12 protein-coding genes are annotated in these 15,649 nt (G+C 70.0%); 10 read left to right on the plus strand and 2 right to left on the minus strand.

Annotation, left to right across the window (positions count from 1 at the left end):
• The first annotated feature begins 16 nt into the window (after window positions 1-16).
• The 10 genes from QNA08_RS17270 (at window position 17) to QNA08_RS17315 (ending at window position 11,661) form a co-directional block, all read left to right on the plus strand.
• Window positions 17-1,315 carry an alanine racemase gene (locus tag QNA08_RS17270; protein ID WP_283741968.1) on the plus strand — a complete coding sequence of 433 codons (1,299 nt, stop codon included), beginning with the start codon at window positions 17-19 and terminating at the stop codon, window positions 1,313-1,315.
• A gap of 7 nt (window positions 1,316-1,322) precedes the next feature.
• Window positions 1,323-2,249 carry a MurR/RpiR family transcriptional regulator gene (locus QNA08_RS17275; protein ID WP_283741969.1) on the plus strand — a complete coding sequence of 309 codons (927 nt, stop codon included), beginning with the start codon at window positions 1,323-1,325 and terminating at the stop codon, window positions 2,247-2,249.
• Window positions 2,250-2,257: 8 nt separating this feature from the next.
• Window positions 2,258-3,712, plus strand: a complete 1,455-nt coding sequence (locus QNA08_RS17280; RefSeq protein ID WP_283741970.1) for an N-acyl-D-amino-acid deacylase family protein — start codon at window positions 2,258-2,260, stop codon at window positions 3,710-3,712.
• 429 nt (window positions 3,713-4,141) lie between these two features.
• A complete protein-coding gene (locus QNA08_RS17285) occupies window positions 4,142-4,882 on the plus strand; it encodes a FadR/GntR family transcriptional regulator (RefSeq protein WP_283741971.1) in 741 nt (246 codons plus the stop codon).
• Window positions 4,879-6,066, plus strand: coding sequence for a PLP-dependent transferase (locus tag QNA08_RS17290; RefSeq protein ID WP_283741972.1), 1,188 nt, complete (start codon window positions 4,879-4,881; stop codon window positions 6,064-6,066). The genes QNA08_RS17285 and QNA08_RS17290 overlap by 4 nt, the downstream gene beginning before the upstream one ends.
• A 50-nt stretch (window positions 6,067-6,116) precedes the next feature.
• Window positions 6,117-7,412, plus strand: a complete 1,296-nt coding sequence (locus QNA08_RS17295) for an ABC transporter substrate-binding protein (RefSeq protein WP_283741973.1) — start codon at window positions 6,117-6,119, stop codon at window positions 7,410-7,412.
• 127 nt (window positions 7,413-7,539) lie between these two features.
• Window positions 7,540-8,454: a carbohydrate ABC transporter permease gene (locus QNA08_RS17300; RefSeq protein ID WP_283742022.1), complete on the plus strand. Its 915-nt coding sequence runs from the start codon at window positions 7,540-7,542 to the stop codon at window positions 8,452-8,454.
• Window positions 8,454-9,302 (plus strand): carbohydrate ABC transporter permease, encoded by an 849-nt coding sequence (locus QNA08_RS17305; RefSeq protein ID WP_283741974.1) that lies wholly within the window; start codon window positions 8,454-8,456, stop codon window positions 9,300-9,302. Before QNA08_RS17300 ends, QNA08_RS17305 begins: the two co-directional genes overlap by 1 nt.
• Window positions 9,303-9,306: 4 nt before the next feature.
• Complete coding sequence (locus tag QNA08_RS17310; protein ID WP_283741975.1) at window positions 9,307-10,377, plus strand: ABC transporter ATP-binding protein; 1,071 nt, start codon at window positions 9,307-9,309, stop codon at window positions 10,375-10,377.
• Between the two features lie 372 nt (window positions 10,378-10,749).
• Entirely contained in the window at window positions 10,750-11,661 is a 912-nt protein-coding gene (locus QNA08_RS17315; protein ID WP_283741976.1) for a crotonase/enoyl-CoA hydratase family protein, read from the plus strand.
• A 301-nt stretch (window positions 11,662-11,962) separates the two neighbouring features.
• Here QNA08_RS17315 and QNA08_RS17320 read toward each other — a convergent pair whose 3' ends face one another.
• A complete protein-coding gene (locus QNA08_RS17320; protein WP_283741977.1) occupies window positions 11,963-14,299 on the minus strand; it encodes a putative bifunctional diguanylate cyclase/phosphodiesterase in 2,337 nt (778 codons plus the stop codon).
• Window positions 14,300-14,636: 337 nt separating this feature from the next.
• Window positions 14,637-15,632 carry a UDP-glucose 4-epimerase GalE gene (gene galE, locus QNA08_RS17325; protein ID WP_283741978.1) on the minus strand — a complete coding sequence of 332 codons (996 nt, stop codon included), beginning with the start codon at window positions 15,630-15,632 and terminating at the stop codon, window positions 14,637-14,639.
• Between the last annotated feature and the right edge of the window lie 17 nt (window positions 15,633-15,649).

Here is a 15,649-nt window from a genome sequence, read left to right on the forward strand (position 1 = left end):
TGCGAATGAGCCGTGCATGACGATCCTCGATCTCGATCCAATCCTCGCCTCGGCCGTCGACGGCCGGACCAAGGGCCTGCCGCCGGACAGCGCCGAGATGCCGCTCGCCGCCGTGGCGCGGCAGGGCTGGAATGTGCTGAGGGGCGACCTGCCCTTCCCGCAGGCGGTGCTGAAGCAGGGCGTCATGCGCCGCAATGCCGAATGGATGCGCGACTTCGTGGGGCGCGCAGGCGTCGACCTCGCGCCCCACGGCAAGACGACCATGGCACCGCAGATCTACGACCTGCAGCTTGCGGCCGGGGCCTGGGGCATCACCGTCGCCACGGCGCAGCAGGCGCGCGTGGCGGTCGCCGCCGGCGCGCGGCGCGTCATCGTGGCGAACGAGGTCGTCGACCGCGCCTCCATTGCCGCCCTCGGCCGCCTGCTCGCCGCCGACCCGGGGCTCATCCTCTACGCGCTCGTCGACAGTGTGGCCGGCGTGATGCGGCTCGCCGAAGCGCTGCCTGCCCATCCCGGCCTCGCCCGGCTCGGCTGTCTCGTCGAGCTCGGCGTCGCGGGCGGGCGCACCGGCTGCCGCAGCCCCGACCAGGCGGCGGCCGTTGCCCGCGCCGTGCGCGCCGCCGGCCTCACCCTCGCCGGCGTCGAGGGCTATGAGGGCGTGATCGGCAACAGCGGCACGGCCGACGAGAATGGTGCCGTGCGCCGCTATCTCCGGGCCCTGACGGAGCTCTCCCGCCGGCTCGACGCCGATGGCCTGTTCGCCGGGCAGGAGATCCTCGTCACGGCCGGAGGCTCGGGCTGCTTCGACCTCGTGGTCGAGGGGCTCTCCGGACCCGCGCTGTCGCGGCCGGTGCGGATCGTGCTGCGCAGCGGCTGCTACATCACCCACGACAGCGTGCTCTACGAGCGGCTGTTCGCGGCCATCGCCGCGCGGGCCGGCGAGGCACTGCCCCAGGGGCGGCTCGCGCCGGCGCTGGAGATCTGGGCCATGGTGCAGTCGGTCCCGGAGCCCGGCCGCGCCATTGTCACCATGGGCAAGCGCGACGTCGGCTTCGACGCGCATCTGCCCGTGCCGACGCATCTGTTCCGCGAGGAACGCGACAGCCGCCCGGTCCCCCTCGACGAGGGCTTTCGCGTCTCGAAGCTCTTCGACCAGCACGCCTGTCTCGACCTGCCGGCGGGCGCCGACCTCCGCGTGGGCGATCTCGTGGCCTGCGGCATCTCGCACCCCTGCACCACCTTCGACCGCTGGCAGGTGCTGATGGTCGTCGACGACGGTTACACCGTCGTCGACGCGGTGCGGACCTTCTTCTGAGGCGGCCATGCGCGCGCCCGTCGTCGACATCGTCTCGCGCATCGAGCAGGTGATGCCCTCGCTCAGCCCGGCCGAGCGACGCGTCGGCGAGGCGGTGCGCGCCGACTATGAGGCGGCGACGCGGCTCTCCATCGCCGAGCTCGCGGCGCGGGCCGGCGTCAGCCAGCCGAGCGTGACGCGCTTCAGCCGCTCGCTCGGCTGCGCCTCCTTCGCCGACTTCAAGCTGATGCTCGCAAGGACCCTCGCGGTCGCCCTGCCCTATCTCGCCGGGCGGGCGTCGGGTGATCGCCCGGCGGCGGACGACGTCGGCCAGCTGGCGCAGGGCATCATGCAGGTGGCGAGCCAGGCCGTGCTCGATGCGCTGGCGCAGATCAACAGCGAGGCGCTGCGCAAGGCGATCGCGGCGATTGCCGCCGCCCGCCGGCTCGACATCTACGGCCAGGGCGGCGGCTCGAGCGCCGTGGCCGAAGATGCGCGCCTGCGCTTCTTCCGCATGGGCCTGCCGACGGCAGCCTATGCGGACGGGCACCAGCAGCGCATGTCGGCGGCGACCCTCTCGGCGGGCGACGCGGTGCTCGCCATCTCGAACAGCGGGCGCTCGAAGCCTGTCATCGAGGCGGTGGAGATCGCCCGCTCCTACGGCGCCTCCACCGTGGCGCTGACGCGGCCCGGCACGCCGCTCGCGCGTGCGGCCGAGATCCCCCTCCTCGTCGCCATTCCCGACGACGGCAACATCTTCCGTCCCACGCCCTCGCGCTATGCTCATCTCGCCATCGTCGACACGCTGGCCGCCGGCGTCGCCATGCAGCGCGGCCCCGCCGTGCGCGAGACGCTGAGGCGGGTCCGCTACACCCTGGCGCGCATCGGCATCGCCATTCCCGTGCCGGGCAACGATCCGACCACCATCGCCGCCGACGACGAGCGGCAAGACTGAGGCTGCCCATGTCCCCTCCCCGCTACGACCTCGTGCTGCGCAATGCGCTCGTCATCGACGGCACCGGTGCCGCCCCCTACCGCGGCGAAGTGGCGCTCGCGGGCGATCGCATCGCCCTCGTCGGCGCGGCGGGCCTCGTCGCGCCGGGCGACGCGGCACGGGAGCTCGACATCGCCGGCAGGGCGGTATCGCCGGGCTTCATCGACGCGCACACGCACGACGATCGCATCGTGCTCGACGCCCCGGACATGTTGCCCAAGGTCAGCCAGGGCGTGACCACGGTCGTTGCCGGCAACTGCGGCATCAGCCTCGCGCCCGTCACCTTCGCCGGCGAGCCGCCACCGCCCATGAACCTCCTCGGCGGGAGGAAGGCCTACGCCTTCCCGCGCTTCGCCAACTATGCGGCGGCGGTGCGAGAGACGACGCCCGGCGTCAACGTCGCCGCCCTCGTCGGCCACTCGGCCCTGCGGCTCGCGACCATGGACGACGTGTCGCGCAAGGCGAGCGAACGGGAGATCGGCGCCATGCGCGATCTCGCGGACGAGGCCATGGAGAACGGCGCCATCGGTTTCTCCTCCGGCCTGTTCTACCTCACCAACAAGGCCGCGGACGCCGACGAGGTGGTGGCGGTGGCGGCCCGCTTCGCCGAGCACGGCGGCGTCTATGCGACGCACATGCGCGACGAGTTCGACAATGTCGTCGACAGCCTCGCCGAGACCTTCCTGACCGCCGAAAGGGCCCACATTCCGGTCGTCGTCTCGCATCACAAATGCGCGGGACCGCGGAACTGGGGCCGCACGCAGGAAACGCTGCCGCTCATCGCCGCGGCGGCCGGGCGCCATCCGGTGTCGCTCGACGCCTACCCTTACGAGGCGGGCTCGACCGTGCTGCGCGAGGACCTCGTCACCGACGAGTACCGCATCATGATCGCCTGGTCGGCGCCGCATCCGGAGGTGACGGGCCTCGACCTCACCGACATCGCCACGGCCTGGGGCCTCGGCCTCCCGGAGACGGCGCGGCGCCTGCAGCCGGCCGGCGCCATCTACTTCCAGATGGACGAGGCGGACGTGCGCCGCGTGCTCGCCTTCCCGCTGACCATGATCGGCTCGGACGGGCTGCCGCACGACCGGCATCCCCATCCGCGGCTGTGGGGCACCTTCCCCCGCGTGCTCGGCCGCTACGCGCGCGAGCTTGGCCTCTTCCCGCTCGAGACGGCGGTGCACAAGATGACCGGCATGCCGGCGAAGACCTTCCGCCTCGCGGGCCGGGGCCGCATCGCACCCGGCTTCTTCGCCGATCTCGTCGTCTTCGATCCCGAGACGGTGGCCGATCGGGCGACCTACGAGAAGCCGACGGAGATGTCGGCCGGCATCGAGCACGTCTTCGTCAACGGCCGGCTGAGCTGGTCGGCCGGCGAGACGACGGTGAAGCGGGCCGGACGGCTTATCGGGGGCAGGGCATAGGATCGATACGCCTGCGATCGGGCCGGATCGGGTGGTTGCCGCTTGAACACCTCCTCCCCGTCACCCCGGAAACGATCGCGGTGCCGGTGAGGGCGCAGCGGCCGCCGCGCCGTCCCGATCACCCGCATCGGCTCTGGGTCCCGGGCTCCGGCTTCGCCGGCCCCGGGATGACCGGGGGTGGTTCCCGCGTGAACTCTGACTGTCACCCCGGAAACGATCGCGGTGCCGGCGAGGGCGCGGCGGGCGCCGCGCCTTCCGGTTCACGCGCATCGGCTCTGGGTCCCGGGCTCCTCGCTGCGCTCGGCCCCGGGATGACGGCGGGTGGTTCCTGCGCGAACCTCGTCCCGGAGGCAGCCGAAATCGGCCTTTGACAACCTGACGCCCCCGCGTCCATAATTGGTCCGACCATTGGCCCAATCTCCCGTGCCTATGTCTGCCACTCCCGTCCCTCTCCATCCCATCCGCACGGCGGCGCGCGACGATGCGGTGCTGGATGCGCTCGCGGCCTTCGCGGCGAGCGAGGGGCTCGGGCCCGGGGACCGGCTGCCGACCGAGCGCGTGCTTGCCGACCGGCTCAAGGTGAGCCGCACGACCGTGCGCGAGGCGCTGACGCGCTGGGAGGGCCTCGGCCTTGTCGAGCGGCGCCAGGGCAGCGGCACCTATCTCAAGGCTCCCGTCTCGCGGGACATGCTGCATCTGCCGCTGACCCTGCCGTCTGGCAGCGACCTCGACAGCCTGATGCACACGCTAGAGATCCGCCGCGGCCTCGAAGGCGAGGCCGCCGCCCTGTGCGCCCTGCGCGCCGGACCGCGGGAGATCGCCCTCATCCGCCACAAGCTCGAGGTGATGGAGAAGGCCTTCCACGAGCGGCAGGGCATGTCCTCTGACGAGGACTGGGACTTCCACCAGGCAATCTTCCGCGCCTCGGGCAATCCGCTCTTCGAACAGATCGTCGCGGCCATGTACGAGCTGTTCCACCGCTTCTGGGAACATCCGCTCGGCGTGCACGACTTCGGCCACGCGAGCTTTCCCTTTCACCGCACGCTCTACGAGCGCATCGCCGCGCGCGATCCCGAGGGGGCGCGCGCCGAGGCCCTGAAGATCATCGCGAGCGTCGAGGCGGACCTGCGCCGCGGCGCCGCCAGGCTCGACATCACGGGTTCCCGATGAACGACCATTCCAGTCTCTTGAGCCCCGACACGCTGGCGCAGGCCGCGACGCTGCTCGCCCATGACGAACCGCTCCCCGGCGGGCCGGTGGTGCCGCCGATCTACCAGACCTCGCTCTTCACCTTCGCAAGCTTTGCCGAGATGGCCGACACCTTCGCCGGCCGGCGGCGCCAGCCGATCTATTCGCGCGGCGACAACCCGACGGTGATGGAATTCGAGAGCCGCATCGCCGCCCTCGAAGGCGCGGAGGCGGCGCGCGCGTTCTCGAGCGGCATGGGGGCGATCAGCGCCACCATCCTCGCCTTCGTCGGGGCGGGCGAGCGGATGGTGGCGGTGCGCCACGTCTACGGCGACGCCTATCGCCTGTTCGAACGCCTGCTGCCACACCTCGGCATCACGGTCGACTATGTCGACGGCTCGGACGCCGCGGCGGTGGCGGCTGCCCTGCCGGGTGCCCGGCTCCTCTATCTCGAGAACCCCTGCTCGATGATCTTCGAGCTGCAGGAGATCGCGCTCCTCGCCCGCATGGCGCGCGCGCAGGGGATCGTGACGGCCATCGACAATTCCTGGGCGACGCCCCTCTTCCAGAAGCCGATCACGCATGGCGTCGACCTCGTGCTGCACTCGGCCTCGAAATATCTCGGCGGACACAGCGACACGGTGGCGGGCATCGTCGCCGGGTCGGCCGAGCACATCGCCCGCATCAACGCGCGCACCTTTCCCTATCTCGGCGCCAAGCTCTCGCCCTTCGAGGCCTGGCTGCTGCTGCGGGGCCTGCGCACCCTGCCGCTGCGCCTCGCCCACCACATGAAGAGCGCGCTCGCCATCGCCGAGCGCCTGCGCGGCCACCCCGCCGTCGAGCGGGTGATGCATCCGGCCTATTCGAACCATCCCGGCAAGGCGACGCTCACAGGCTTTTCCGGCCTCTTCTCCTTCGAGGTGGCGGAGGCGATCGACGTGCCGGCCTTCATCGACGCACTGAGGCTCTTCCGCATCGGCGTGAGCTGGGGCGGGCACGAGAGCCTCGTCGTGCCCGCGCTCGCCTCCCTGCAGCAGACGCCGGACGTCAACTCCTTCAGCCGCTTCGGCGTCAGCCCACGCACCATCCGCCTCCACATCGGCGTCGAGGACACGGAGGACCTCTGGGCCGACCTCACGCAGGCGCTCGACCGCGCCCGCCGCTGACCTACGGGAAAACAACGAACGACCAAGAGCAACGACAGAGGGGAAGGACAATGCCAGCGACTTTCAGGTTCTCGATCACGGCTCTGGCGGGGGCTGCGGCCGGCCTCGCGCTCTCGGCCTCGGCGGCCCTGGCCGAGACGAAGATCAAGATGGTGGAGGTGATCACCAGCCCGCCGCGCACGGAGTTCATCAGGAAGCAGATCGCCGCCTTCGAGCAGGCGAACCCCGGCATCAAGGTGGAGCTCGTGTCGCTGCCGTGGGGGCAGGCCTTCGAGAAGTTCCTCACCATGGTGCAGGCCGGAGACACGCCGGACGTGGTCGAGATGCCGGAACGCTGGCTCGGCCTCTACGCCACCAACGCCCAGCTCGAAGACCTCGGGCCCCACATGAAGGACTGGAAGGATGCGGCGACGCTGGGCGCCCGCGCCAGGGAATTCGGCTCGGCGGTCGACAGCAAGATGTTTATGCTGCCCTACGGCTACTACGTGCGGGCGCTGTTCTGGAACAAGAAGCTCTTCGCCGAGGCCGGGCTCTCCGCGCCGCCGGCGACGGTCGACGAGTTCATGGAGGCGAACAGGAAGATCTCCGCGCTGAAGGGGAAATATGGCTATTGCCTGCGCGGCGGCCCCGGCTCCTTCAGCGGCGTGCAGATGTTCATGAACATCGCCAACGGCAAGGGCGGCTACTTCAACGCCGACGGCTCGGCCACCTTCAACGAGCCGGGCGCCGTGAAGGGCCTCGAGATGCTCGCCGACATCTACAAGAAGGGCTTTGCCCCGAAGGACAGCGTCAACTGGGGCTTCAACGAGATTGTCGCGGGCTTCTACTCCGGCACCTGCGCCATGCTGGACCAGGACCCGGACGCGCTCCTCGGCATCGCCGAGAAGATGAAGGCGGAGGACTTCGCCGTCGCCCCGATGCCGACCGGCCCTTCGGGCAAGTCCTACCCGACCCTCGGCTACGCCGGCTGGTCGATGTTCGCCAATTCCAAGGTGAAGAAGGACGCCTGGAAGCTGATCGCGCATCTCTCGGCGCCGCAGGCGAACATCGAATGGGCCAAGGTCGTCGGCGTGCTGCCGATCCACGACGGCGCCGACAAGGACCCCTTCTTCGCCTCCGATGGCTTCAAGGGCTGGTTCGAGGAACTGCGCAACCCCGCGAAGTACGAGTTCGTCACCAACCCGAGCCACCTCGAGAACCTTGGCAATTTCTACGACCAGATCGCGGTCAAGGGTTTCCAGCAGGTGCTCGTCGGCCAGCGCACGGCGAAAGACGTCGCCGACGAATGGGCGAAGATCCTCTCCGAGCAGCAGAAGGCCTGGATGGCGAAGAACAAGAAGGGCTGAGCGCCTCGCACGTCGGGCCGCCGCCCGTCGAGGGCGGCGGCCGGATCACCGGGAATGTGGCCCCGGCCGGCGCAGGGCGCCGGCGGATGGCGAGGGTTCCAGCGGCATGACCTCATTGTCCTCCCAGATGGCGGAGGCGGCGTCCCGTTCCGGCTCCGGCGGCCGGCGTCGGGCGCTCCTCGCGGCGCTCGAGCCATGGGCCTATCTGAGCCCGGCGCTCGTCCTCATCGCCACCGTACTGCTCGTGCCGCTCCTCTTCGGCATCGGCTATTCCTTCCGCAAGTTCTCGGCCTTCCGCTCCGAGTTCGTCGGCCTCGGCCAGTACGAGGCGATGCTCCACGATCCGATCCTCGGGCAGGCGCTCGTCAACACCCTGTGGTGGACGGCGGGCAGCCTCTTCTTCCAGTTCTTCCTCGGGCTCGGCCTCGCGCTCCTCCTCGACAGGGATTTCGTCGGGCGGCGCCTGGTGCAGGCCATCGTCTTCCTGCCCTGGGCGGTGCCGACCTTCCTCTCCGGCCTCACCTGGGCGTGGCTGTTCAACCCGATCATCGGCCCCCTGCCCCATTGGCTCTCGGCCCTCGGGCTCAAGGCGGAGCCGACCAACATCCTCGCCGATCCGGCGACCGCCATGTGGGGGCCGATCATCGCCAATGTCTGGTTCGGCATCCCCTTCTTCGCCATCACCCTGCTCGCGGCGCTGAAGTCGATCCCCTCCGAGCTCTACGAGGCGGCCGCCATCGACGGGGCGAACCCGTGGCAACGCTTCACCCGGGTGACGCTGCCCTTCCTCGCGCCGACCATCGCCATCACGGTGATGCTGCGCACCATCTGGATCGCCACCTTCGCCGACCTGATCTACGTCATGACCGAGGGCGGCCCGGCCGGCTCCACCAACACGGTCGCCACCTACATCTACGTCAGCGCCTTCAAGTCGCTCGACAAGGGCTATGCCTCGGCGGTCGCCGTGCTGCTGCTCGCCCTCCTCATCCTCTATGCCGTCGTGCTCATCCGCATGCGGCGCCTCTTCGCGAGGGACGCCTGATGATCGCCGGACGCTCCCGGGCGAAGCGCAGGCTCGCCGCCGCCGGCCTCTATGCCGCGGTCGGGCTCTATGTCGCCTTCGCCCTCTTCCCGCTGTTCTGGACCTTCAAGATCTCGGTGACGCCACAGTCGCTCCTCTACGGCGAGGGCATCACCGTCTGGCCGTCGGCGGCGACACTCGACAACTACGCGCGCGTGCTGCGCGCCACCGACTTCCCGCGCTACTTCCTCAACAGCGTCGTGGTCTCGGTGACGACGGCGGCGATCGTCACCCTCGTCGCCTCGGCGGCAGGCTATTCCCTGTCGCGCTTCCGCTTCCGCGGCAAGGCGGCGGTCGCCTTCCTGCTGCTGCTGACGCAGACCTTCCCGCTCGTCATGGTCATCCCGCCGATCTACCGGCTGATGGGCGAGATCGGGCTCACCAACAGCCTGACGGGGCTCATCGTCATCTACACAGCCTTCAACGTCGCCTTCGCGACCTTCCTCATGCAGTCCTACTTCGACGGCATCCCGAAGGACCTGGAGGAGGCCGCGATGATCGACGGCTGCACCCGCGTCGAGGCGCTGCGGCGCGTGATCGTGCCCCTCACGCTGCCCGGCATGGGAGCGACGCTCGGCTTCGTCTTCACCGCGGCGTGGAGCGAGCTCCTCTTCGCGCTGATGCTGATCAACAGCGAGAACCAGAAGACCTTCGCAGTCGGGCTCCTCACCTTCATCGGCAAGTTCGCGGTCGACTGGGGGCAGATGATGGCGGCCTCCGTGCTCGCCCTCGTCCCGGCCTGCCTGTTCTTCGCCTTCCTGCAACGCTACCTCGTCACCGGCCTCACCGCCGGCGCCGTGAAAGGCTGACGCCATGGCTTCCGTCACCCTGCGCAACGTCCAGAAGCGCTACGGGGCGCTCAACGTCCTCTCGGCCGTGGACCTCGCCATCGCCGACGGCGAGTTCATCGTGCTCGTCGGCCCCTCCGGCTGTGGAAAGTCCACGCTCCTGCGCATGATTGCCGGGCTAGAGGACATCTCGGCGGGCGAGATCCGCATCGGCGAGCGCCTGGTCAACGACGTCGCGCCCAAGGACCGCGACATCGCCATGGTCTTCCAGTCCTACGCGCTCTACCCGCATATGGATGTCGCCGCCAACATGGGTTTCAGCCTGGCGCTGCGGAAGGCGGCGCGGCAGACCATCGCCGAGCGCGTGGCCGGCGCGGCCGGGCGCCTCGGGCTCGAGGCGCTGCTCGCCCGCCTGCCGCGCCAGCTCTCGGGCGGCCAGCGCCAGCGCGTCGCCATGGGCCGGGCCATCGTGCGCGACCCGCAGGTCTTCCTCTTCGACGAGCCGCTGTCGAACCTCGATGCCAAGCTCAGGGTGCACATGCGCGCCGAGATCAAGGCCCTGCACCAGAGCCTGAAGACGACGGCAATCTACGTGACCCACGACCAGATCGAGGCGATGACAATGGCCGACCGCATCGTCGTCATGCACGACGGCGTCGTGCAGCAGGTCGGCGCGCCGCTCGATCTCTACGACCGTCCGGCCAATGCGTTCGTCGCCGGCTTCATCGGCTCGCCCGCCATGAACTTCCTGCCGGCGCGGGTCTGGCGGGCGGGTGACGAGGCCGCGGTGGTGCTCGCCGACGGCGGCACCCTCGCCATCGACGCCGCGCTTCCCGTGCGCGACGGCGACCTCGTGACGCTCGGCGTGCGCCCGGAGCATCCGCGCATCGCGGCGAGCGGCGCCCTCGCGGGCGAGGTCGCGGTGGTCGAGCCCCTCGGGCTGTCGACGCAGCTCTACGCGACGCTCGCCGGCCAGCAGGTCTGCAGCCTCGCCATGGGACGCGTCGCGGCCGCGCCCGGCGAGCCCATCCGCCTGACGGCCGAACCCGGCGACCTGCACCTGTTCCAGCGGGAAACGGGCCAGCGGATCGGTTAGGCGCGGCCGCCGGCCGGCGCGGCGCGTGACGCCCCTGTGTTCGGGTGGGGGCCGAGCGCCGGCGGCGGTCTAGATTGCAGCCGCCGCGACGGAGCCGCCTCCCCTCGCCCGGCGCGGTCTGCAAGGTGGAGAGGACCGTGCTCGGCCTCGCGGATCGACCACCTCGGACCCAAGGTCGGATTCCTGCCACGTCGGGCGTCTATGGAGGCCGGGCCTCGGCGGCGCACGCTCCCGGCGCCGGGGCAATGACATACCGCTCACCGCACTGTTATGGTTAACGGGTATGGTTAACCTATCCGATCGAGGAGCTTCCCGATGGCCTTGCCCCAGCCCGCTCCTGCCCCGTTTCTTGCGCATGTTCGCCAATTGCATTTGAACCAAGCGCTGCGGCGCCGAATCACGTCCCACACCCGCGACGGCGGCTGGGAGGCGGCCGAGAGAGCGCTCTTCGGCCTGCGCCAGCTCGAGGTCTCGTGGGAGGCGCAGACGGGCACCCTGTGGACCTTCATGCGGCCGCACGGGCGCCCCAGCTACAACCCGGCGATGCTCGCCGATTTCCACGCCTGGCAGGACGGAATCCAGGCCCTGTTCAAGGGGCGCGAGAGCGACATCCGCTATCTCGTCCTCGGTTCGCGCTTTCCCGGCGTGTTCAATCTCGGCGGCGACCTCGACCTCTTCGCCGAGAAGATCCGCCAGCGCGACCGGGAGACCCTCGTGCGCTACGGCCGGTCCTGCATCAACATCCTCTATCGCAACATGAGGGCGCTCGACCTGCCGATGATCACCATCGGCCTCGTGCAGGGCGACGCGCTCGGCGGCGGCTTCGAATCGCTCCTGTCCTTCAACGTCATCGTTGCCGAGCGGGGCGTGAAGTTCGGCCTGCCGGAGACCGTCTTCGGCCTCTTCCCCGGCATGGGCGCCTACAGCTTCCTGGCGCGCCGCCTCGGCGCGGCCCGGGCCGAGGAGCTGATCATGAGCGGGCGCCTGTGCACCGCGGAAGAGATGTACGAGATGGGCATCGTCCACGTGCTCGCCGAGCCCGGGGAAGGCCGGCAGGCCGTGCGCAGCTACATCGAGAAGCAGTCGCGTCGCCACGGCGGGCACCGCGCCATCTACCGGGCCGGGCGCAATGTCGATCCGATCACGCTCGAGGAACTCGAGAGCATCGTCGAGATCTGGGCGGATGCGGCGCTCGAGCTGCGCGACCAGGATCTGAAGACCATGAAGCGCCTGGTGGCCGCCCAGGATCGCCTGCTCGGCGTGCCTGCCGTCGCGGCGGAGTGACGGCCCGCCGCCTCTCGCACCTCCTCCCGGGGCGTCGGGCGGGGCAGGTCGCCTCCGTGCGGGCATGCGGCCGGGCCCGGCCCGATCGCATGGCTGCCCCGATCTCCGCGGCCGCCCAGGATCGCCTGCTCGGCGTGCCTGCCGTCGCGGCGGAGTGACGGCCCGCCGCCTCTCGCACCTCCTCCCGGGGCGTCGGGCGGGGCAGGTCGCCTCCGTGCGGGCATGCGGCCGGGCCCGGCCCGATCGCATGGCTGCCCCGATCTCCGCGGCCGCCCATGGACGGCCGTCGGCGCGACCGGCGTCAGGCGACGAGCTGGATCGTGCCGGCGCCGGCCGCGAACAGCTCGCCGACGGCGGCCACGGGCAGGGGCGGGCTGAACAGATAGCCCTGGCCCTGGGTGCAGCCCTCCGCCTTGACGCGTTCGAGCTGCTCCACGGTCTCGATGCCCTCGACGACGATCGCCATCCCAAGGTCCGCACCCATGCCGGCAACCGCACGGATGATGGCGATGGCGCCGTCGTTGCGCTCGAGGTTCTTCACGAAGGAGGCGTCGATCTTGATCTTCTGGAACGAGAACTTGTTGAGATAGCTGAGCGACGAATAGCCGATGCCGAAATCGTCGAGCGACATGCGGATGCCGAGCTTCTGCAGGGCCCGCATGGCGTCGAGCGTCGCCTCGCTGTCCTGCAGCAGCACCGCCTCGGTGATCTCGAGCTCGAGCCGGCTCGCCGGCAGGCCGGACTGAGCGAGCGCGTCGACGATCTGCTTCGTCACGTCGTGGTTCCTGAACTGGACGGGCGACAGGTTGACGGCGAGCCGCACGGTCTCCGGCCATTTCACGGCGTCGGCACAGGCCCGCCTGAGCACCCACTCGCCGATCGGCACGATGAGCCCCGTCTCCTCCGCGATCGGGACGAATTCCGCCGGCGAGATCAACCCCCGCATGGGATGCCGCCAGCGCAGCAGGGCCTCGCAGGCCGCGATGCGGCCGCTCGTCAGGTCGATCAGCGGCTGATAGTGCAGCTCGAACTCCTCGCGGGCCAGCGCCTTGCGCAGGTCGAGCTCCAGCACGCGGCGCAGCTGCGCGGCATGGTCCATTTCGGCTTCGAAGAAGCGGAAGGCGCCGCGCCCCTCCCCCTTGGCGCGATAGAGCGCCGTGTCGGCGTTCTTCAGGAGCTGGTCGACATTGCCGCCGTCCGCCGGGGCCACGGCGATGCCGACGGATGCGCCGATCTCCACCTGCTGGCCGTCAATGTCGAAGGGCGCCGACAGGCTGTCGACGATGCGCTGGGCGAGCTTGGCGGCGTCGCTGCGCCGCAGCAGCGGGGCCTGGAGCACGACGAACTCGTCGCCGCCGAAGCGCGCCACCATGTCGCTGCGCCGCACGGTGGCGCGCAGCCGCTCGCCCACGAGCTGCAGCAGGCGGTCGCCGGCGGGATGCCCGAGCGTATCGTTGACGGCCTTGAAGCGATCGAGGTCGATCCAGTGCATGGCGACGCGGCCGTGCCCCCGCTGCAGGGCGGCGAGCATCTCCTCCATGCGCGTGCGCATGCTCGCGCGATTGGCGAGGCCCGTCAGGTCGTCGTGACGGGCGAGCCGGGCGATCGCCTCCTCCGCCTGCTTCCGCTCCGTGATGTCCTCGAAGATCATGACGGAGCCGCCGCCGGGCATGGGGCGCTGCGTGACGGAGATCGCGCGCTGGTCGGCGAGCGTCACGAGCGTCTGTCCGCCGACCCCCGAGGACAGGCGGCGTCCGAGTTCCGCCGCAACCTTGCGCACGCTCATGCCCCGATGATTGCCGCAGGCAATGCTGATCTGCAGGAGCTCGCGGGCCGTCATCCGGTGCTCGACCGCCTGGGGCGGCAGGCCCGCGAGCTGCAGGAAGCGCTCGTTCCACACCACAAGGCGGCTCTCGGCGTCGAACATGCACAGGCCGTGCGACATGTTCTTCAGCGCGGCGTCGAACTGCTCGGCCTGCTGCTCCAGACGCCGCGCCATGATCGCCTTGTCCCGCGTCGTGACCAGGGCGTCGATCACGGTGTCGTGGATGTTGAGCGTGATGTCCATCATCCCGAAGATGAAGAGGAGGAGGACGGCGCCGAGCCCGGAATTGAACAGGCCGCCGAGTGCGAAGAGGCCGAAGGACAGCGGCAAGGCGGCGAGCGCGAGCTGGCCGATGGCGATGAGCGGCCGTCCCGCGTTGCGGCCGCTGATGCCGGCCGCATAGCCCACGGAGGTGGTGGCGAGCAGGAGCTGCAGGCCCGGGTCGTTGGAACGGACGAGAGAGAGGAAGCTGAGGAGCCCGAGCAGTCCCGCGTAGCTCCACGCCCCGACCTCATAGATCCGCTCCCAGCGCAGGATCGTGGCCGGCTCGTTGGTCGGCGCTCGGCGCCGGTAGGCGAGCGCCGACAGGATGCGTCCGACGCCACAGAAAAAGACGGCAATGGAGCAGAGCGTCAGCCAGCGGTCGCCGGAGCGATAGGCGACCATGGCGCCGACGAGGCCGCCCGAGACCGCGCCGACGACGAGCGAGGCGAAGGGGGCGTAGAGCGTATCGACGAGAGCCGCGCGAACCTCCGCCGGCAGCTCCGCATCCGTCCTTCTGACAGCTAGAAGCTTGCGGAACAAACCCGGCATCAACAGTTCCCGAAGGCGTCGAGTAAGCTAACCGTCTTCCCCGGTATTCCGCAACCGCAAAGAACCCGGCCGACCGAAGTTCGAAAATTCTAGGTAAATTTGGCGGCAGGATGGTCCCCTTCATTCGCAGGGGGAATGCTTGCCATCGTCGCCGCGCGGATGAGCGTGCGGCGACGTGGCGGCTGCGTTGCCGCTGCATGCTGCCGACGGTGGGAAGCGCCGGCGATTCTGGACGACAACTTTCCGGCAGGCCCGCCGGCAGACCGAATGCTTTCCCCGGTACCGCTCGGGATGCGCAGCACCGGCCCGATGCAAGCGGCAGCGCCCGACCGCCGAGCTACTCCGCCGCCTCGCGCCTCTCCGCCAGCGAGCGCTCCCAGGCGAGCGCATGGGCGACGATCGCGTCGAGATCGTCGTGCTCCGGCTTCCAGCCGAGGACGGCACGGATGCGGTCGGCGCCCGCGACCAGGGCGGCGGGATCGCCCGCCCGGCGGGGCGCAAGACGGACGGGGAACTCGACACCGGACACACGCTTCACGGCCTCGATCACCTCGAGGACGGAATAGCCGCGCCCGTAGCCGCAGTTGAGGACGGCGCTCTCGCCGCCGGCGGCGAGATGGTCGAGCGCCAGCACGTGGGCCCGGGCGAGGTCGCTGACGTGGATGTAGTCGCGCAGACAGGTCCCGTCCGGCGTCGGATAGTCGGTGCCGAACACGTCGAGGTGCGTGCGCTGCCCAACTGCGGCCTGGGAGGCCACCTTGATGAGATGCGTGGCGCGCGGGCTCGACTGGCCGCTGCGCCTCGCCGGATCGGCGCCGGCGACGTTGAAATAGCGCAGGGCGACGTAGCGCAGCGGATGTGCGGCCGCCGTATCGCGCAGCATGAACTCTGTCATCAGCTTGGAGGTGCCGTAGGGCGATACCGGCGCGAGCCGTGCCGTCTCGGGGATGGGGCTCTCCTTGGCATCACCGTAGACGGCGGCGGTCGAGGAGAAGAGGAAGTGGCGCACGCCGTTCTCGACGGCCGCCCCGATGAGGGCGCGCGACTTCACCGTGTTGTTGAAATAGTAGCCGAGCGGATCGACGACCGAGTCCGGCACGACGATCGACCCGGCGAAATGCACGATGGCGGTCACGCCGTGCTGGCGGATGAGGCGTGCCAGCAGCTTCTCGTCGCCGCAATCCCCTTCGACGAAGGCCGCCGCAGGATGCACCGCCCAGCGAAAGCCCGCGCGCAGATCGTCGAGGACGACGACGTCCCGCCCCGCGTCGACCAATGCCAGGACCATGTGGCTGCCGATGTAGCCGGCTCCGCCCGTGACCATTACCGCCATGTTCGCCCCCTCGGCGT

It is taken from the genome of Chelatococcus albus (genome assembly GCF_030067675.1).
In the GTDB taxonomy this organism is placed as follows: Bacteria; Pseudomonadota; Alphaproteobacteria; order Rhizobiales; family Beijerinckiaceae; genus Chelatococcus_A; species Chelatococcus_A albus.